Below are 17,126 nucleotides of genomic sequence, written 5' to 3' on the forward strand. Positions count from 1 at the left end.
TTTTTTTGGTGGCTATGGCGTGAAGCGGATATCGCCGTGGCCTTTATAAAGCAAGCCAGCGGCGTTGGATACGATGTAGTAGAGCCGGTAATTTTGGTCGAAATTGTAGGCCTTTGGGGCAAATACCACGCTGTCGCCCGCCGCCAGATTATCAGCCGCGTAGGTATCGATATCGGTGTAGCGCTTGCTGCGCACTGATGCGTAGACCTGGCATGGGCAGGGGGCCGCCGGGCTCATCTTGAGCCGCCACCGCAGCTGGCCCACCGGGCCGGGTGGGGTAGGCCAGGTTGCTGCGCATGGCCCCGGGCTGCTGCGGGCCGTTGATGTCGAAGGTTGGAAAAGTAAAATAATTGAGCTCTTGCGCGTTCCAGATGCTGTCGGAGGTACAGTCGCTGGCATCCTGGCGGTGGGTGAGGCGGCCTTGGGCGTCGCGGTAGGTGATGCCCGCGCCGGGGCCAAAGTCGATGTCGGGACCTTCGTACTGCTTTTCGCACTGAAAAGCCAGCAGCAGCACCGAACCAATGGCGGCAAACGGTAGAAAGCGCTTCATAAACCTGGTGGCTAAGTTGTTGGTAGTAAGCTAAAGTAGTCGCCCCGTGCTGGTAGGAGCGGAGCCGGGCCAGTGAGGTTGCACGCGAGGCTAGCCCGCCGCCCGGCCCATCTTTGCCGCATGATGCACGCGATGTTTGAGGCGGGTTTTGCGCGGCTGGAGCGGCTGGTGGCGCACCGGCACTGGCGCTGGTGGCTGGCCGGGCTGTGCCTGCTGGTAGCGGCCACGTTCCAGTTGCCAAAAATAAACCACGCGTACGCCCAGCTCTTTGCGCATACCGAACTGCTGGATGAAAAGCTGCGCCGCATTGGCGAGCAGGCCGCCGCGCCCTTCGCGCCGCACGCCGACCACCCCAGCACGCACCTGGCCAAGATGAGCTTCCGGTTGGCGGTGCCGCTGCTGGCGCGGGTGCTGCACCTGTCGCTGGCGCAGCTGCTGGGGTTGCAGGTGCTGGCCGGGTTGGCGGTGTTCTACCGTGCCGCTACCCTGCTCGCCGCCAGCCTGCACGACCGCGTGGCCGCCACTCTGCTCACGCTGGGCCTCAGTTTTACGTACTTCGGCTACGAGTTTACTTATGACCTGACTGGCTACTTCGACGGCCTGGGCTACGCGGCGTTGGTGCTGGCGCTGGGCACGCGGCGCTGGCCCGTCGTTTTTGGGCTGGTGCTGGCCGGCGGCTTCGTCGATGAGCGCGTGCTGGCGGCCTCGGCGCTGCTGGTGTTTTGGTACGGCGTGCGGCAGCACGACTGGCAGGTGCCAGGCCTCGGGCGCTTCTTGTTTACGCGGCCGGCCACGGCCGTGTACGCGGCCTGGGTGGCCTACGCGGGGCTGCGGCTGGCGCTGGCCGCCCGCTACGGCCTGCACACGCCGGGTGGGCTGGTGGGGCCGTCGGCCCTGCTCCACAGCAGTTGGCACGAGCTACTGGCGCTGGGCTTCACCACGGGCCTGTCGAGCTACTGGCTACCGGTGGCGTTGGCCATAGCGCTGCTGCTGTACCAGCGGCGCTACGGGGTGCTGGCGCTGCTGCTGGGCAGCTTCGCGCCCATTTTTGGGGCGGCGTTTGCCGTTACCGATATCACGCGCAGCCTGGCGTTTGGTATGCCGGTGGTCTTCATTGCCCTCGACTTATTGGGGCGCTATACCACGCTGGCCGAGCAGCGCTACCTGGCGGCCGTGGTGGTGTTTTTCGCGCTGCTCATGCCGGCGTATTTCACCACGGGCTACCTGCAATATGCGGGCCCGGTGTGGCTGGTGGCGCTGCGGGCGCTGGCGGCGCACACGTATCGATGAGCAAGCGCTCAGCTCCCGCTACTTGTCGTAGCGAATATCTCCGTGGCCTTTACAAAGCAGGCCCGCGTTATTGTAGAACACGTAATACAGGCGATACCGTTCGCCGGGGTGCAGCCCAAGCTGGGCATAATCGAAGCCCCTGCCGATGTAGCCACTCGGGGCTTCGGCGGCCGGAAAGCGCTGGGCTACTTGAAAATCACCCCGCACAATGACGGCCATCCACGTGAAAGGTGCGTTGCCGCCGGCCGCGTTTTTGCGCGCATTAACCAACCAGCTGCTTTGAGCGGCCGGGTTAGGATACAGCCAGTTAGACTGTGTAAAGTCAGTTGTTTGGGCCGCGTTCAGGTCAAATTTTGCGTCGGCGAAGAGCGCTTTTTCCTGCTCACTCCAGGTCGCATCGGTGGTCCAGTCGGTCGGGTCCTGCGCGCCGGCCGGGTAGTTGCTGCCATCGCGGTAGGAGAAGCCATCGCCCGCCCCAAAATCGAGGCTCGGGCCGTCGTCCGATTTATGGCAGGCGGCCAGTGACGAAAAAAGCGTTGCAAAGAGTACTAATTTGCGCATAGGTCAGGCATTAAAATCTCGACCAAGATACGCGTCGGTTAGCCGCTCAATTCGCCTTCTTGAAATCGCCCCGCGCGAAGTATTTCTCAATCAGGCAATACACCAGGATGAAGAAGTAGCGGCTGCCCATCTCCTTGATTTTCAGCTTCGACTCGCCATACTTGCGGTTGGTCCACGAGTTGGGCAGCACGGCGTAGGAGTAGCCCCGCACAATGGCCTTGAGGGGCAGCTCCAGGGTGAGGTTGAAGTGGGGCGAGAGGAAGGGCTTGAGCCCATCCATGGTGCTGCGGCGGTAGAGTTTGAAGGCGTTGGTGCAGTCGTTGTAGCGCAGCCGGAACGCGGCCCGTACAATGGTGTTGGCCACGCGGTTGAGGGTCTTTTTGTGGGCCGGGTAGTCTACCACGCGGCCGCCCCGTATCCAGCGTGAGCCGAACACGCAGTCGTAGCCCTCCAGCAGCTTGCGGTAAAAGCGCACGAGGTCGGCGGGGTCATCGCTGAGGTCGGCCATCATCACGGCCACGCAGTCACCCTGGTAGCGCTCCAGGCCGTAGCGCACGGCGTAGCCGAAGCCGTTGGGGCCGGGGTTGGTGTACACGGTGAGGGTCGGAATGTCCAGGGCCAGCGCCTCCAGCCGGGCCAGGGTATTGTCCTTGGAGTTGTCGTTGGTAACCACGATTTCGTGGTCTATTCCTTCCGCCACCAGCGCCGCGTACAGCGTATGCAGCGTCTCGCCGATGCTTTCTTCCTCGTTGTAGGCCGGAATAACGACGCTAAGCTTCATGTAATAAGGTAGTTGTAATGCGTTCGCAAGGACGGATGATTTTAGTTTCTAACGCGCAGTTCCTCAAATATTTGCGTGAGCGTACTCACCAGGTCGTATTGCGGCTGCCAGCCGGGGTAATGCAGCGCGAAGCGGCTCACGTCGCTCACGTACCAGATGTGGTCGCCCACCCGGTTTTGGTCGGAATAAGAGTGGCTGATGCGGTTGCCGGTGATGGTTTCGCACAGCGCGATGGCCTCCTGCATCGAGCAATTGGCGAAGCGGCCGCCGCCAGCATTGTACACCTGCCCGCCGGGGCGTGGGGCCTGGTAAAAGTGCCAAAACATGCTCACCAAGTCGTGGGCGTGAATGTTGTCGCGCACCTGCTTGCCCTTGTAGCCAAACACCGTGTAGTGCTGCCCCGTGATGGCGCACTTCATCAAGTATGATAAAAAGCCGTGCAACTGCGCGCCCGTGTGGCGCGGCCCCGTGAGGCAGCCCCCGCGGAAAACGGCCGTTTTCAACCCAAAATACCGGCCGTATTCCTGCACCAGCACATCGGCGGCCACCTTGGAGGCCCCGAATACCGAGTGCGTGGTGTGGTCGATGCTCATTTGCTCGTCAATGCCGAGGGCGTGGTAGTGGTGCACCGGGTCAATTTCCCAGCGGGTTTCTAGCTCTACCAGGGGCAGCAAGTTGGGATTGTCGCCGTACACTTTGTTGGTAGAAGTGAAAATGAACACCGCTTCGGGGCAATGCAAGCGGGTCATCTCCAGTAAGTTGAGCGTGCCAGTGGCGTTGATGCTGAAGTCGGTAAATGGCTCGCGGGCGGCCCAGTCGTGGCTGGGCTGCGCGGCGGTGTGCACCACCAGGGCAATATCGGCGCCGTACTCTCGGAAAATCGTTTCCAGCGCGGGCACGTCGCGGATATCGGCGGCGTGGTGGCGGTAGTTGGCAAAGTCGGCCTGCAGGCGCTGCCGGTTCCAGTCGGTAGAGGCCGCCTCGCCAAAAAAATAGCGCCGCATGTTGTTATCGACGCCCACCACCAAGTCAAACTTATCGCTGAAAAACTCCACGGCCTCGCTGCCAATCAGGCCGCCGGCCCCGGTAATGAGGGCAACTTTCATTCAAACTTATAAAATACCCTCAAAGGTAAAAAGAACGGCGGCCAGCGCGTGCAGCGTGGTGTACCTGCGTGTAGCGTAAGCTTCAGCTTGCGAGTGCGCGCAGCGAGCGTCGTCGTGCGCGCCTCCCGGTGTCCCCTGCTCGCTGCGCGCGCTCGCAAGCTGAAGCTTACGCTACATCCCCAAAATGGGCTTCAAGTCGGCCTCATTGGCTTGTAGCCAAGCGTGCACGTCCTGCACCAACTGGCGCACTGAGCGGCGCGGCACCCAGCCGGTGGCGGCCGTTACGCGGGCATTGTCGGTGAGGTAGAGGGCGATATCGGCCGGCCGCGTTTCGCTTTCGGCGTGGATGGGCACCGTGTGGCCGGTTACTTCCTGGCACAGCGCCGTGAGCTCTTGCAGCGATACGCTGCCGGCGCGGCCACCGCCCACATTGTAAGTTTGGCCGCCGTGGCGGGCCAGGTCGGCCAGCTGAAGCTCCAGCAAGTCGTATAGGTCATCGACGTGCAGCACGTCGCGCACCTGCTTGCCGGTGCCGCCAAAACCGATGTAGCCCAGGCCCTGCTGCCAAAAGTGGCGCGCCACCCACAGCACCACCACGCCCTGGTCCACTTTGCCCATCTGCCAGGGGCCGGCCAGCACCCCGCAGCGGTTGATGATGGTGCGCAGCCCGTAAAAGTGGTGGTACTCCTGAATGAGGTATTCTGAGCACAGCTTGGTAGCGCCGTAGAGCGAGCGGTAGCCCTCCAGGGGGAAATTCTCGGCCAGGCCGGCGGCGCTCATGCCGGGCATGGGCTGCGCGGCGGCTACCTCGAAGCGCGTGGGACCCTCGGTGAGGGCAATCTGCTCAATCTGGTTGATGGGGTACACCCGGCTGGTGGACAAAAACACGAAAGCCGCGCCGTGCCGCCGGGCGTAGTTCAGGCAGTGCACGGTGCCCAGTAAGTTGGTATTCACCAGGTAATCAGGCGCTGACGTGAGGCCGGCCAGTACCGACGGCTCGGCCGAGGCCTCAATTACTACCTCCACGGCCGGGAGGGCGTCGAAGTCTTCCTGGTTGCGCACGTCGCCGTGCACAAACTCGATGCCCGCCTGACGCAGGCGGGGCAAGTTCAGCTCCGAGCCGCGTCGCTTGAGGTTGTCGAACGCAATAATGCGCGCCTCGGGGTGAGCCGCCTTGAAGCGCAGGGCCAGCGTGGCCCCCACAAAACCCGCCCCGCCCGTAATCAAAAAAGAAGTCAAAACAGCCAGCTGCTAAGTAAAACGTAGTGCAAAGTTGCGTCTGCGGGGTGGGAGTTAGGCTTAAAAGGCCAGAGAGTGGCCTCCAAAAAGAACGTCACGCTGAGCTTGCCGAAGCATCTCTACCGCGCCGCTAGGGATACTAATCCTCATGGCGCGGTAGAGATGCTTTGGCAAGCTCAGCATGACGTTCTCTTTGTTGAATACAAACCAAATGCAATAGGCTACTTACCAGCGGTTTGCTGCACCACTTCGGGCAGCACCTTACTGAGCGCGTCGGCCTGGGCGCGGGTGAAGTTGCCCTGTACCTGCACCAGCACAAACGAACCGAGCGCATCGGGCATGGTGCCGGTAGCTACCAACTCGCTCACCTGGTCGCCGTTGGCTTTCACCACGTAAGTATATGGGGCAGCGCCGGCGGCGTTGCTGGCCAGTGGGGTGTAGCGCTCGGCTTGCAGCAGGCCGCTTACTTCGCCGTTGAGGCCCTCGCGCACCAGGTTTTGGGCGCTGCCGCTGGTGGGCAAAAAGCTCATGACCCGCGCCGTGCGAATACCGGTGATGGCGTTGGTCAAGTCGTTGCCGCCGAGTAGCTTACCTACCCGCACCAACGCCATGCGCTGGAGCAAGTCGGCCGACCACTCGGTGGTGCGAAAGCCCGGCCGGTCGCGGTACTTAGAAAAGAAAGCCGCTACCGTGCGGGCCGGCGTGCCGGGCCCGCTGGCCCGGCAGCCACCCAGCAGCACCAGCGCAATGGCGAGGGCGAGCAGCTGCAAGCCCAGGCGGCTGCCCAGGGGGCGGTGGCTGGTGGGGCTGGTATCGAGGAAGTGCATGGGGGCTGTGGTTAGCTGTGCGCGCCGGCCGAGCCGCCTTTTACGAGGTCGTCGTTTTCGCCGCGGCGCTGGCCCTGGCTGTCGCGCGGGCCTTCGGCCTGCGCTATCTCGTCGTCCTCATCCGTCGAGATGTATTCGTTGGTGATGGGGCCAAGGCCGCCGGTTTTCTGAGCCAGGTCGGCTTCGGCCTGGGCAAACTTGAGGTTGAGCAGCGAATCTTCGGTAGGAGCGGGGGTGGGCTTCTTATCAGCCATAAGCGCTGAGCCGGGGGCCGGATGGTGAGTAGCCGCCGAGCTTCGGTACGTAATACGCGCCGGCTTGGCGTGGGGTTGGGGCGGGGCGGCGGCGGGGCGCGGGCTATTTTTGCGGGCACTCCGCTCGCTTTTCTTCGCCTATGACACCCACGCAGCCCCCCGCCGACCTCGATGAAACCCACAATCCCTGGCAAACCCTGAGCTCGGAGCCAAAGTACCAAAACGCCTGGATTCGGGTGCGCGAAGACCAGGTGCTCAACCCCCAGGGCGGGGCGGGCATCTACGGCGTGGTGTCGATGAAAAACAAAGCCATTGGCATTGTTCCGCTTGATAATGAAGGTAATACGTGGCTGGTGGGCCAGTACCGCTACACGCTGAACGAGTACTGCTGGGAAATTCCGATGGGTGGCGGCCCCGTAGAGCTCGACGTGCTGGAGTCGGCCCAGCGCGAGCTGCGCGAGGAAACCGGCCTGCTCGCCGCCCGCTGGACGCACCTAGCCCGGCTGCACACTTCCAACTCCGTTACCGATGAGGAAGGCTTCGTATTTCTGGCCGAAGGCCTAACCCAGGGCGACACCGAGCCCGAAGAAACCGAAGACCTGCGCCTCTGGAAACTGCCCCTCGCCCAGGCCATCGAGCTGGTAATGAGCGACCGCATCACCGATGCCATCAGCGTGGCGGGGCTGCTCAAGGCCGAGAAAGTGCTGGCGGCCCGGATAGTTGGTGAATGAGTGAATGGCGAATGCGTGCATGCGAGAGGTGGCAAATTAACTCACGCATTCACGCATTCGCCATTCACTCATTCACCAACTGCCTACCGTAAATTTGCCCTATGCCTGCTTTTCTGCGCTACCTCGGCCATCGCCTCTACACTACCTGGGCCACGTTCTGGTTTGTGGTGCCGTTTTTCGTGGGCTACCCCGTGCAGTGGGTGCTCATGCGCCGCCCCGAGTGGTTCCGGTACTGGCATGGCTTTAACCGGGGTTGGGCTAAGTTCTCCATTTTTATGTGGGGCGTGCCCCTCGAAATAATCCGCGAAAGCCAGGCACCCGTGCCGCAGCCCTGCATCTACGTGGCCAACCACGGCTCCTACGTGGACATAATGGTGCTTTTTCACACCATTCCGGGCTACCTCAACATAATGGGCAAGGACTCGCTGGCCAAAGTGCCGCTGTGGGGCCCCATGTTTGCCAAAGCCTACATCCCCATCAACCGCCGCAGCGCGGTGGGCCGGGGCCGGGCCATGGCGTTGGCGCGGCAGGGCCTCAAAGAAGGCCGGCCGCTGGCTTTGTTTCCTGAGGGCACCATCGGCCCCAAGCCTGGCGAGGAGCTTCAGCCCTTTCTGGATGGGGCGTTTCAGCTGGCCATTGCGACCGGCGTGCCCATCGTACCCGTGAGTATGCCTCTGAACCACAAATTCATGCCCTCCGTCAAAGGCCTGCGGGTGCGCTACGCGCCGTTGCGCATTATTTTCCACGCGGCCATCGAAACCAAAGGCCTCACCGACGCCGACGTGCCCGCCCTCAAAGCGAAGGTGATGGCCCAAATTGCCGACGACTTCGTGCCCGAAGGCCGCGGCATTCCGGAGGCTAGCACCTGGCGCTGAGCGTAAAGTGTAGGTGAGTAAATTCTCTTTACCAACTCCCACTTGTTGCCTCAGTGTTTCTTACTCAGCTACTTAATCACTCATTTACCCATATGAACACCGAAACCCTACGCGGCCTGGCCCACCTGGCCCGCCTCGAATTTGACCCCGCCCGCGAGGGCCAGATGCTCACCGACCTCAACAAAATTCTGGATTGGGTGGCGCAGCTCGAAAAAGTGGATACCGAAGGCGTGCAGCCCCTGGTGCATTTATCGCACGAAATCAACGTGTTGCGCGACGATGTGGCCAGTAACAGCATCAGCCACCAGGATGGCCTGCGCAACGCCCCGCGCAAGGACTCCGACTACTTCCGCGTGCCCAAGGTGCTGGATTAGCGTAGGAGCAACTCATTACAGAACAGAACAATACAGAACGTCATGCTGAGCTTGCCGAAGCATCTCTACCGCTTCATTGGATTACCAACCCAACGGCGCGAGCGAGATGCTTTGCTGTGCTCAGCATGACGTTCTGCTTGCTGCACAGTTTAATACTTCCTTTTCCCGATTTCCTTGCCTGATTTTACTCACCTGCGCCGCCAGCTAGGGCTGCCCTTGTTGCTGGCGCTGCTGGCCCTGGCCGGCGCAGTGTACTACTACTTTGCGGGCGAAAGCGCCGTGTTGCCCGTGCAGTTGGTGCCGCACTTGGCCCCGGTGCCCCTCACCCTCGACTCGGTGGCGGTAGGCCCGGTGCGGTTGCCGCTGCCCGTGAGCGGCTTCATCACCACGCTTACCCACGACATGGGTGGGCCCTACACCCAGCCGCTGGCCGCCGCGCTGTGGCTGAGCGTGTTGGCGCTGGCGCTGGCCGGTTGGCTGGCAGTGGTGAGCATGCTGCGCCGGCCGGCTTTTCTGGCTGGCATGGTGCCGGTTATCTTCCTGCTATTAGCGCTGAACGCCGATGCGTTGGGCATTTTTTCGAGTAGCCGCCAATACTTCCTCTACTTGAGCCTGGGCGGGCTAGGGGCGGCGGCGCTGGGCCTGCAAGCGTTTGGCGAGCGGGTGCGGGTGGCGTGGCGGGTGGTGATTTTTGGGACGTTGGTGGCGGCGCTGGTGGGCCTTATTGTGTTCAAAACCAAGCTGCCGCTTGCCGAAACCGCGCTGCACCTGGCGGCCTACGCCACGCCGGCCAGCGCCGTGCTGGTGGCCGCGCTGGTGCTGTGGGTGGGCCTCGAAAACGTGCGCGCCCTGCTGTGGTTCAACACCCAGGCCGAGCGGCCCGAAGGCCGGTTTGGCCTGCTGCCCTTTGTGGCCGCCAGCCTGCTCTACGTGGGCGCGCTGGGGCTATACTGGTGGAATGGCGACTCGCTGGCCCTGGCCGGTGGCCTGCACCTCGACCCGCTGGTACTGCTGCTGCCCGCCGTGGTAGTAAGCGGCCTGGGCTTGCGCCAGCGCGAAAACACGTATGGGGGCTGGCTGCCGTTTGTGGCGGCCCGGCCGCTGTACTGGCTGCTGGTGGCGGCTGCTTCGGCAGCGCTGGGCTACGCCCTGGCCACGGCCAATGCGCCGCTGCTGGCGGCGGCCCGCGGCTTTAGCGCGCGGGCGCTGGGGCTGCTGGGGGCGGCGTTTTTGCTGTACGTGGTTATCAACTTTGGGGGACTGTTGCAGCAGCGGCTGCGGGTGCATCGGGTGGTGTTTGAGCCGCGCCGACTGCCGTTTTATACCGTGTATATCATGGCGCTGGCCACGCTGCTGCTGCTGGAGCTGCGCAACGGCTGGCCGCTGGCCGACCTGGTGCAGGCCGGCCAGTACAACCAGTTCGGCGACCTGGCCCGCCAGCAAAGCGAGAGCCAGCCCGACAACCTACCGCTGGCCTTGCTGGCCGAGCGCTACTACGCCGAAAGCGGCGACGTGCTGGCCCGCTTCAACCGCTCGGCGCAGCTGGGCCGGGCAGCGCTCTACCGCTTTCGCGGCCAGCGCCAAAACGAGTTGAATGCCCTGCGCCGCGCTCTGTCGCGCCAGCCCGACGAAAAAATTAGCTTGCGCCTCAACTCCTTACTCAGCGACCCGGCCGACTTTCTGGACGCGCTGGAAGTGCTGCGCCAGGCCCGCCGCGCCACGCCGCGCAGCTTGGCTCTGACGTCCGATTTGGCCCAGTTGTTTACCCGCTCGGCCCTCACCGATTCGGTGGCCATTTACCTTGATAAAGCCGAGCAGCTAAAGCCCAAAAGCTACGTGGGCCGCACCAACCAGCTGGGCTTTTTGCTGAGCCAAGGCCTGGACTCGGCCGCCCAAAAGCTGGCCGCCGGCGCCAAGCCCACCGCCACCGAGCCCGCCCTTCTGGCCAACCAGGAGCTGCTGCAATTGCGCACGGCCACGCCCGCCGCCCCAGCCCCCATTGCAGATGCTGACCTCGATGCCGCTGCCTTCGCCCACGCTTACCAGGCGGCGCTGCTCACCGCGCGGGCCCGGCAGCCCGGCCCGGCCCGGCACCAGGTAACTGGGCTGGCCAAGCTGGCCGAACGCCCTGCCAACGCGCCCTACTACGAGCAATTACTGTTTTTGCAAGCCCTACTGCGCCATGCCGCCGGCCAGGAGCTGGCTGCCCGCCAAACGCTTGCCCCGCTCGCGGTGGGCACCACGGCCACAGCGGGCTACTACCAATATGTGCTGGGAATGTGGCAGTTGCAGCAGCAGCAATACGCCACAGCCGCTACGCAGCTGGCGCAGGCCGCCGCGCTCGGTGCTACCGATGCCCGCCTGCCGCGTGCCTGGGCCCTGGCCCTGGCCGGCCAAGCTGATTCAGCCCAGGTGGCCTACCGCCGGCTGGCCGCCGACAGCACCCAGCGCGCCGCCGCGGCCACGCTGGGTCAATATTTGCAACGTGTTGATTTAGTGAATATTAAGCCAAAAATAGAGCCGACTGGGAGCCAGGAACTGGCCAGTGCCCAACGCGCCGCTGGTAGCGGGCAGCTGCCCGAGGCCACCCGCCGCTACCAGGCGCTGGTGCAGCAGGCACCCTTCAACGAAGCGGCCGTGCTGGCCGCGGCGCGCTTCTTCACGCAGCAAAAAGCCTACACCGAAGCTTATGACGCGCTCAATAAGGGCTTGGCCGAAAACCCCACTTCCCTGGCGCTGTTGCAAGCCTACGCGCTGGCCGCCGCCGATGCTGGCCTAGCCGACCTCGGCCAGTCGGCGCTCGACCAACTGCGGCCGCGCCTTGGCCCCGCGCAGTACGCTACCTTGCTAACGCAATTTGCCCAGCGCCGCGCGGCCCACGCGGCGGCCTCCGCGGCGTTTGACCAGCCGCCTGTACCTGCTCGCTAATTTTCTTCCCTCGCCATGACCCCTGCGACCCTCACGCCCTTCGTTATCCAGACCACCAACATCGCCAAGGAATACGTGATGGGCACCGAGCACATCCACGCGTTGCGCTCGGTGAGTATTGATATCAAACGTGGTGAGTACGTGGCCTTTATGGGCCCGTCGGGCTCGGGCAAGAGTACGCTCATGAACATTGTGGGCTGCCTCGACACGCCCACCCAGGGCCAGTATATCCTCAACGGCCAGGACGTGAGCCGCATGAGCGACAACCAGCTGGCCGAAGTGCGCAACAAGGAAATCGGCTTCGTTTTCCAGACGTTTAACCTGCTGCCGCGCTCTACCTCGCTCGAAAACGTAGCCCTGCCGCTCATTTACGCCGGCCTGGGCAAGCGTGAGCGCAACGAGCGCGCCCTCGAAGCCCTGCGCTCGGTAGGCCTGGCCGACCGCGCCGGTCACCGCCCCAACGAGCTCAGCGGCGGCCAGCGCCAGCGCGTGGCCATCGCCCGCGCCCTCGTCAACACCCCCAGCGTGCTGCTGGCCGACGAACCCACCGGTGCCCTCGACTCTAAAACCAGTTACGAGATAATGGGCTTATTTGAAGCACTTTACGCCAAAGGCAATACCATCATCATGGTAACGCACGAGGAGGATATCGCGCATTACGCCCACCGCATCGTGCGCCTGCGCGACGGTCTCATCGAAACCGACGAGGTAAACCACAACGTTGCCAGCCCAGCCATCAATTCTTTATCAAGCTAATTAGAAGATAAATAACTGCTTGTTTATGAGATGGTTAAGTATATTGTCTGGTAATAGGAAGCGTCTTGTATAAGTAGTGTATCAACCTTCCGGCGATGCAAGCGCGCGGCTTTACTGCGCGCAGCATAACGTTCTAAAGTGCCTATCCCAACAAAAAAAACGCTGCCCAGCTAGCCGTAGCGCGGCGTCAACTGTTGCATCCGTAAAATCAGTAAGAATCTGCAATGAAGATTTACACCAAAACCGGCGACAAAGGCCTCACTTCTCTCATTGGTGGCACGCGGGTGCCCAAATCGAGCTTGCGCATTGATTGCTATGGCACGGTAGATGAGCTAAACTCTTATATTGGGGTGCTACGCGACCAGGAAGTGAACGCGCCGCGCCGCGACTTGCTCAAGGAAATCCAGGACCGCCTGTTTACCATCGGCTCGCACCTGGCCACCGACCCGGCCAAGGACCCGCGCCAGCGCCTGCCCGACCTGCACCCCGAAGACGTGGCCCTGCTCGAAACCGAGATGGACCGCATGGATGAGGTGCTCACGCCGCTGCGTGAGTTTGTGCTGCCCGGCGGGCACCAGGCCGTGTCGTTTGCGCACGTGGCGCGCTGCGTGTGCCGCCGTGCCGAGCGCCTGGTCATTCACTTGGGGGAGGAGGCACCGGTTGAAGACCTGGTGGTGATGTACCTCAACCGGCTATCCGACTACCTATTTGTGCTCAGCCGGGCTATGGCCCAAGACCTGGGCGTGGCCGAAGTGACGTGGAAGCCCCGCGTCGAACGCACCTAGTACCTTTGGGGGCCGGCCGGCGTAAGCTAGCCAGTTCCCAACGTTTTTAGTACCTCATTCTATGTTTGATACCCTCGCCCTCGACGTGCAGCCCACCTCCGCGTCCCGCCTTGCCGAGCTCGACCCCGCCAATATGGAGTTTGGCAAGCTCTTCGCCGACCACATGCTGGCCGTCGAGTTTATTGGCGGCGAGTGGCAGCAGCCACGCATCGTGCCCTACGGCCCACTGGCCGTGAGCCCCGCCAACTCGGCGCTGCACTATGGACAGGCCATTTTTGAGGGCATGAAAGCCTACCGCCAGACCAACGGTCAGGTAGCCATGTTTCGGCCCCTCGACAACTGGCAGCGCCTCAACGCCTCGGCCGAGCGCATGGCCATGCCTACCGTCCCCAAAGACGTATTTATGCACGGCCTGCGCGAGCTCATCAAGCTCGACGATGCGTGGGTGCCCCAGGCCGTTGGCACGGCGCTCTACTTGCGGCCCTTCATGTTTGCTACCGATGGCTTCCTGGGCGTGCGGCCCTCCGAAACCTACCACTTCGGTGTCATCACCTGCCCGGTAGGGGTGTACTACAACAAGCCCCTGCGCGTGCGCTTCGAGCAGAAATACGTGCGCGCCGCCCCCGGCGGAGCTGGCTATGCCAAAAACGCGGGCAACTACGGCGCGGCCATGCTGCCCAGCCGCATTGCCCAGCAGGAAGGCTACAACCAACTCATCTGGACCGATTCCTCGGCCCACCAATTCGTAGAGGAGTCGGGCACGATGAATATTATATTTGTCATTGATAACAAGGTAGTTACGCCTGCCATCTCCACCTCCATCCTCGATGGCATCACGCGCCGCTCGGTGCTCCAACTGGCCCGCGACTGGGGCCTGACCGTGGAGGAGCGCCAGGTATCGAGCCTGGAAGTGCTGGAGGCCCTGGCCGCTGGCCGCCTCCAAGAAGCCTTCGGCGTAGGCACGGCCGCCACTATTGCGCCCATCGCCACCATCGGCTTTGAGGGCCGCGACTACGACCTGCCCGCCGTGGCCGACAACGCCTTCTCGCGCCAAGCCAGCGCCGCCCTCGATGCCATTCGCACCGGCCAGGCCGCCGACCCACACAACTGGATGGTGGTGGTAAGTTAGTACTTGAGTAGATGAGTAAAAAAAGGCGTTGGCCTTTGCTGCGCGTACCACGCAGCAAAGGCCAACGCCTTTTTCATGCCGACCTTTGCCTGGTGAGAGTTGGCCGTTGAGGTAAGCTACTCAGTTACTCACTTACCCATTTACCATTATGACTCAAGACCATATAAAGGACTTGAGGGGCCGCGCAGAGGCCCTGAGGAGGTATCTTTGACTACGATACCCGTAAAGAGCAGGTAGTCAAGGCCGAAGCCGAAACGATGGCGCCCGATTTCTGGGACGATTCCAAGGCGGCTGAGCTAAAGCTCAAGGAAATCAAGAGCATCAAAACCTGGACCGACGACTACGAGGCCGTGCAGCAGGCCATGGCGGATACCGAGGTCCTTTACGATTTCTTCCGTGAGGGCGAGGCCACCGAAGCCGAAATCCAGGTGGAGTACGATGCCACCCAGGCCAAAGTAGAGGCCCTGGAATTCAAGCGTATGCTCTCCGACGAGGAAGACCAGCTAGCGGCCATCATCGACATCAACCCTGGCGCGGGCGGCACCGAAAGCCAGGACTGGGCCGAAATGCTCATGCGCATGTACATCATGTGGGGCGAAAGCAAGGGCTTCACCGTAAAGCAGTTGAGCTACCAGCCCGGCGAAGGGGCCGGCATCAAGTCGGCATCGCTGGAGATTGACGGGCCGTTTGCCTACGGCTACCTCAAAAGCGAGATTGGCGTGCACCGGCTGGTACGTATGTCGCCCTTCGACAGCAGCGGCCGGCGGCACACGTCGTTCGCCTCCGTGTTTGCCTACCCCGTGGTTGACGATACCATTGTCATCGACATCAACCCGGCCGATATTTCCTGGGATACCTTCCGGGCCGGCGGCGCGGGCGGCCAAAACGTGAACAAGGTCGAAACTGCCGTGCGCCTCACCCACGCACCCAGCGGCATCATCATCGCGGTCCAAATTGAGCGCTCGCAGCTGATGAACAAGGAGCACGCCCTGCGCATGCTCAAGTCGCGCCTCTACCAACAGGAAATGGATAAGCGCAACCTGGAGCGCGACAAAGTGGAAGCCACCAAAAAGCGCATCGACTTCGGCTCCCAGATTCGCAACTACGTACTACACCCCTACAAGCTCATCAAAGACCTGCGCACCGGTATAGAGCGCACCGATGTGCAAAACGTGCTGGATGGCGATTTGGACGAGTACATCAAAGGATTCTTGATGCAGAGTTAGGTAGTTAGTGTTAGAAGCTAGGTGAGTTTTGCTTGATAGATTAACACAAAAAATAAGGGCAGCCCAATTGGGCTGCCCTTATTTTTTGTGTTAAATGTTCGCTGATAGCTTAGTCAACCACATCCCAGAAGATGGGTGTAAACTGCGTAACGCCAGCTGGAATGTTAGCAGCGTTAGTGCTCACCTCAGTAAGCGGATACAGCAAGCGAGTAGGCAACTTGTCAGCACGAGACGAGGTCGACTGCGTGGAAGCCATAATCTTCGGCTGCGCAGTACGGCGGTAGTCAGCCCAACCTTCGGTGCTGGTAACTGAGTTCATTGCCAGGTATTTCTGGTAGATGATAACCGCCTGCTTACCTAGTGCGCCGTTTGCCGTTGCGAGGTCGTAATTCACTAAGGGATTAGCAGTATTAGCAGCGATGTACGTATTGTACTCCGTTACTCCAGCCGTAGAGTTGGTAACTGCAATAGTAGCAGGGCGGTAGTAGAACGTGAAAGAAGCTAAGATGCCATTTTGGAAGTCGGTCTTGGCAGCTGCATCACCACCAGTGAATAAGCCACGAGTTTCAGCTTCTGCCTTCGAAAAGAGTTGGTCAGCCAACAGCATAATCGGGGTTGGGGCAGTTGGGCCTTTCAGTAAGCCACCACCAAGGCGGAAGCTTGAAGCAGTTGGTACCGCAGTAAACGAGGCAGGGCTGCGTTCGCCTAAATCAGTGCCGACATACGCCGGGCCGGTAGCCGAAACTCCTAGGCTGTACAGCTGAGAAACGCGGGGGTCGTTGTTGCGAGTATACTGATTCAGAATATAGTTGGTAGGAATCTGGTAGAAGCGCTCCGTAGCCTGAGCTCCTGCTGCCGTTGCGCCAAACCGAGTATAGAAGGGGCTCTGCTGGTTAGTATTTTGGGTATAGCCAGGCTGTGCTACTACGTCAGTCGTGATGAAACCATCAGGAGAATTCTGCAAAGCACTCAATTGCGTTCTAACATAGGCCGTTAGCTCAGCATTGTTGGTTTGCGACTGGCGCAACAGAATGCGAAGTTTTAAGCTGTTAGCGAAACGCTTCCACTGCGTCATGTTGCCACCGAACACAATGTCTTCTCCCCCAACCGTCCGTGAACCGGTTACAGCAGCGGCGGCATTGATGTCGGCAATGGCCCCATCTAACTGCACGATGAAGTCGCGATAGATATCGGCCGCCTTGTCGTAAGTAGGAGTGGTAGAGCCAGCATTCCCTTTCAATGCATTGGTATAGGGAATGTCGCCCCACTCATCTACCAAGAGTTGAAAGTTAAACACCTTCATGATTTGAGCAATAGCCGCGTGGTTAGGATAACCACCAGTTTTGCCCTGCGTCTGAATGATATTGTAGTCATTCAGGTTATCGTACGTGCTGTTCCAAGCGCCTTGGTAAAAGGTATTGGAGTACGTATAGGTAGTTTCCTCTCCGTACCCGTTTACACCACCAGCGCGGCCCCAGTAGTCAGCTGCCCAGCTTGCGTAAGCGTTCAGCGAGTTCTGCGTGCTAGCCGTACTGGATGCGTAAGTTGAGGCAGTGGTAGCTAGCGCCGTTGCCAAAATAAAATTAGGCGTTACAGCAGATGGGGTCAGGCTGTTTGGGTTCGTGTTAACGTCAAGAAACGACGAGCACCCTGTGGATGCGGTAGTGAGCGCCGCCGCCGTAAGTATCTTAAAAGATAATTTCATCGATAGTGT

At 61.2% G+C, this 17,126-nt stretch carries 18 protein-coding genes; 9 read left to right on the top strand and 9 right to left on the bottom strand.

The features are described from left to right. Positions 1-12: 12 nt before the first annotated feature. Together ACYVGC_RS13630 and ACYVGC_RS13635 are read right to left on the bottom strand one after the other, a co-directional pair. Positions 13-195 carry a hypothetical protein gene (locus ACYVGC_RS13630; RefSeq protein WP_460584385.1) on the bottom strand — a complete coding sequence of 61 codons (183 nt, stop codon included), beginning with the start codon at positions 193-195 and terminating at the stop codon, positions 13-15. Continuing rightward, positions 152-550: a hypothetical protein gene (locus tag ACYVGC_RS13635; RefSeq protein WP_460584386.1), complete on the bottom strand. Its 399-nt coding sequence runs from the start codon at positions 548-550 to the stop codon at positions 152-154. The genes ACYVGC_RS13630 and ACYVGC_RS13635 overlap by 44 nt, the downstream gene beginning before the upstream one ends. A gap of 120 nt (positions 551-670) precedes the next feature. Between ACYVGC_RS13635 and ACYVGC_RS13640 the strand changes: the two genes are divergently transcribed. Continuing rightward, on the top strand, positions 671-1,840 hold the full coding sequence (locus ACYVGC_RS13640; protein ID WP_460584387.1) for a hypothetical protein: 1,170 nt from the start codon (positions 671-673) through the stop codon (positions 1,838-1,840). A gap of 18 nt (positions 1,841-1,858) precedes the next feature. On the opposite strand, the gene ACYVGC_RS13645 is transcribed toward ACYVGC_RS13640, so the two are convergent. From ACYVGC_RS13645 to ACYVGC_RS13670, 6 genes are all read right to left on the bottom strand, one after another. Next, a complete protein-coding gene (locus ACYVGC_RS13645) occupies positions 1,859-2,401 on the bottom strand; it encodes a hypothetical protein (protein WP_460584388.1) in 543 nt (180 codons plus the stop codon). Between the two features lie 46 nt (positions 2,402-2,447). Beyond that, entirely contained in the window at positions 2,448-3,182 is a 735-nt protein-coding gene (locus tag ACYVGC_RS13650; RefSeq protein ID WP_460584389.1) for a glycosyltransferase family 2 protein, read from the bottom strand. Positions 3,183-3,223: 41 nt separating this feature from the next. Beyond that, complete coding sequence (locus ACYVGC_RS13655) at positions 3,224-4,288, bottom strand: NAD-dependent epimerase/dehydratase family protein (RefSeq protein WP_460584390.1); 1,065 nt, start codon at positions 4,286-4,288, stop codon at positions 3,224-3,226. A 171-nt stretch (positions 4,289-4,459) separates the two neighbouring features. After that, a complete protein-coding gene (locus ACYVGC_RS13660; RefSeq protein WP_460584391.1) occupies positions 4,460-5,527 on the bottom strand; it encodes a Rossmann-fold NAD(P)-binding domain-containing protein in 1,068 nt (355 codons plus the stop codon). Positions 5,528-5,748: 221 nt separating this feature from the next. Next, a complete protein-coding gene (locus tag ACYVGC_RS13665; RefSeq protein ID WP_460584392.1) occupies positions 5,749-6,354 on the bottom strand; it encodes a DUF4252 domain-containing protein in 606 nt (201 codons plus the stop codon). An 11-nt stretch (positions 6,355-6,365) separates the two neighbouring features. Further along, on the bottom strand, positions 6,366-6,608 hold the full coding sequence (locus tag ACYVGC_RS13670) for a hypothetical protein (RefSeq protein ID WP_460584393.1): 243 nt from the start codon (positions 6,606-6,608) through the stop codon (positions 6,366-6,368). A gap of 140 nt (positions 6,609-6,748) precedes the next feature. On the opposite strand from ACYVGC_RS13670, the gene ACYVGC_RS13675 reads away from it, so the two are divergent. The 8 genes from ACYVGC_RS13675 (at position 6,749) to prfB (ending at position 15,412) form a co-directional block, all read left to right on the top strand. Then, positions 6,749-7,339 carry an NUDIX hydrolase gene (locus tag ACYVGC_RS13675; protein WP_460584394.1) on the top strand — a complete coding sequence of 197 codons (591 nt, stop codon included), beginning with the start codon at positions 6,749-6,751 and terminating at the stop codon, positions 7,337-7,339. A 101-nt stretch (positions 7,340-7,440) separates the two neighbouring features. Next, entirely contained in the window at positions 7,441-8,214 is a 774-nt protein-coding gene (locus ACYVGC_RS13680; RefSeq protein ID WP_460584395.1) for a lysophospholipid acyltransferase family protein, read from the top strand. 92 nt (positions 8,215-8,306) lie between these two features. Then, complete coding sequence (gatC, locus tag ACYVGC_RS13685) at positions 8,307-8,588, top strand: Asp-tRNA(Asn)/Glu-tRNA(Gln) amidotransferase subunit GatC (protein ID WP_460584396.1); 282 nt, start codon at positions 8,307-8,309, stop codon at positions 8,586-8,588. Positions 8,589-8,762: 174 nt separating this feature from the next. Beyond that, a complete protein-coding gene (locus ACYVGC_RS13690) occupies positions 8,763-11,516 on the top strand; it encodes a tetratricopeptide repeat protein (protein WP_460584397.1) in 2,754 nt (917 codons plus the stop codon). Between the two features lie 15 nt (positions 11,517-11,531). After that, positions 11,532-12,272 (top strand): ABC transporter ATP-binding protein, encoded by a 741-nt coding sequence (locus ACYVGC_RS13695; RefSeq protein ID WP_460584398.1) that lies wholly within the window; start codon positions 11,532-11,534, stop codon positions 12,270-12,272. A 224-nt stretch (positions 12,273-12,496) separates the two neighbouring features. Next, on the top strand, positions 12,497-13,057 hold the full coding sequence (locus ACYVGC_RS13700; protein WP_460584399.1) for an ATP:cob(I)alamin adenosyltransferase: 561 nt from the start codon (positions 12,497-12,499) through the stop codon (positions 13,055-13,057). Between the two features lie 61 nt (positions 13,058-13,118). Beyond that, entirely contained in the window at positions 13,119-14,186 is a 1,068-nt protein-coding gene (locus tag ACYVGC_RS13705; RefSeq protein ID WP_460584400.1) for a branched-chain amino acid transaminase, read from the top strand. 148 nt (positions 14,187-14,334) lie between these two features. Next, positions 14,335-15,412 (top strand): peptide chain release factor 2 gene (gene prfB, locus ACYVGC_RS13710; protein ID WP_460584401.1). Its coding sequence is split into 2 segments (ribosomal slippage): positions 14,335-14,394 and positions 14,396-15,412, totalling 1,077 coding nucleotides; the frame shifts between segments, so codons are not numbered across the junction. Positions 15,413-15,521: 109 nt separating this feature from the next. On the opposite strand, the gene ACYVGC_RS13715 is transcribed toward prfB, so the two are convergent. After that, positions 15,522-17,117 (bottom strand): RagB/SusD family nutrient uptake outer membrane protein, encoded by a 1,596-nt coding sequence (locus ACYVGC_RS13715; RefSeq protein WP_460584402.1) that lies wholly within the window; start codon positions 17,115-17,117, stop codon positions 15,522-15,524. Positions 17,118-17,126: the final 9 nt, after the last annotated feature.

This window comes from Hymenobacter arcticus, from assembly GCF_054779975.1.

Excerpts from the sequence above, each read along its gene's own strand:
- ACYVGC_RS13635 (WP_460584386.1), bottom strand. The coding sequence starts at position 550 with ATGAAGCGCTTTCTACCGTTTGCCGCCATTGGTTCGGTGCTGCTGCTG.
- ACYVGC_RS13640 (WP_460584387.1), top strand. The coding sequence starts at position 671 with ATGATGCACGCGATGTTTGAGGCGGGTTTTGCGCGGCTGGAGCGGCTG.
- ACYVGC_RS13645 (WP_460584388.1), bottom strand. The coding sequence starts at position 2,401 with ATGCGCAAATTAGTACTCTTTGCAACGCTTTTTTCGTCACTGGCCGCC.
- ACYVGC_RS13650 (WP_460584389.1), bottom strand. The coding sequence starts at position 3,182 with ATGAAGCTTAGCGTCGTTATTCCGGCCTACAACGAGGAAGAAAGCATC.
- ACYVGC_RS13655 (WP_460584390.1), bottom strand. The coding sequence starts at position 4,288 with ATGAAAGTTGCCCTCATTACCGGGGCCGGCGGCCTGATTGGCAGCGAG.
- ACYVGC_RS13665 (WP_460584392.1), bottom strand. The coding sequence starts at position 6,354 with ATGCACTTCCTCGATACCAGCCCCACCAGCCACCGCCCCCTGGGCAGC.
- ACYVGC_RS13670 (WP_460584393.1), bottom strand. The coding sequence starts at position 6,608 with ATGGCTGATAAGAAGCCCACCCCCGCTCCTACCGAAGATTCGCTGCTC.
- ACYVGC_RS13675 (WP_460584394.1), top strand. The coding sequence starts at position 6,749 with ATGACACCCACGCAGCCCCCCGCCGACCTCGATGAAACCCACAATCCC.
- ACYVGC_RS13680 (WP_460584395.1), top strand. The coding sequence starts at position 7,441 with ATGCCTGCTTTTCTGCGCTACCTCGGCCATCGCCTCTACACTACCTGG.
- gatC (WP_460584396.1), top strand. The coding sequence starts at position 8,307 with ATGAACACCGAAACCCTACGCGGCCTGGCCCACCTGGCCCGCCTCGAA.
- ACYVGC_RS13695 (WP_460584398.1), top strand. The coding sequence starts at position 11,532 with ATGACCCCTGCGACCCTCACGCCCTTCGTTATCCAGACCACCAACATC.
- ACYVGC_RS13700 (WP_460584399.1), top strand. The coding sequence starts at position 12,497 with ATGAAGATTTACACCAAAACCGGCGACAAAGGCCTCACTTCTCTCATT.
- ACYVGC_RS13705 (WP_460584400.1), top strand. The coding sequence starts at position 13,119 with ATGTTTGATACCCTCGCCCTCGACGTGCAGCCCACCTCCGCGTCCCGC.
- ACYVGC_RS13715 (WP_460584402.1), bottom strand. The coding sequence starts at position 17,117 with ATGAAATTATCTTTTAAGATACTTACGGCGGCGGCGCTCACTACCGCA.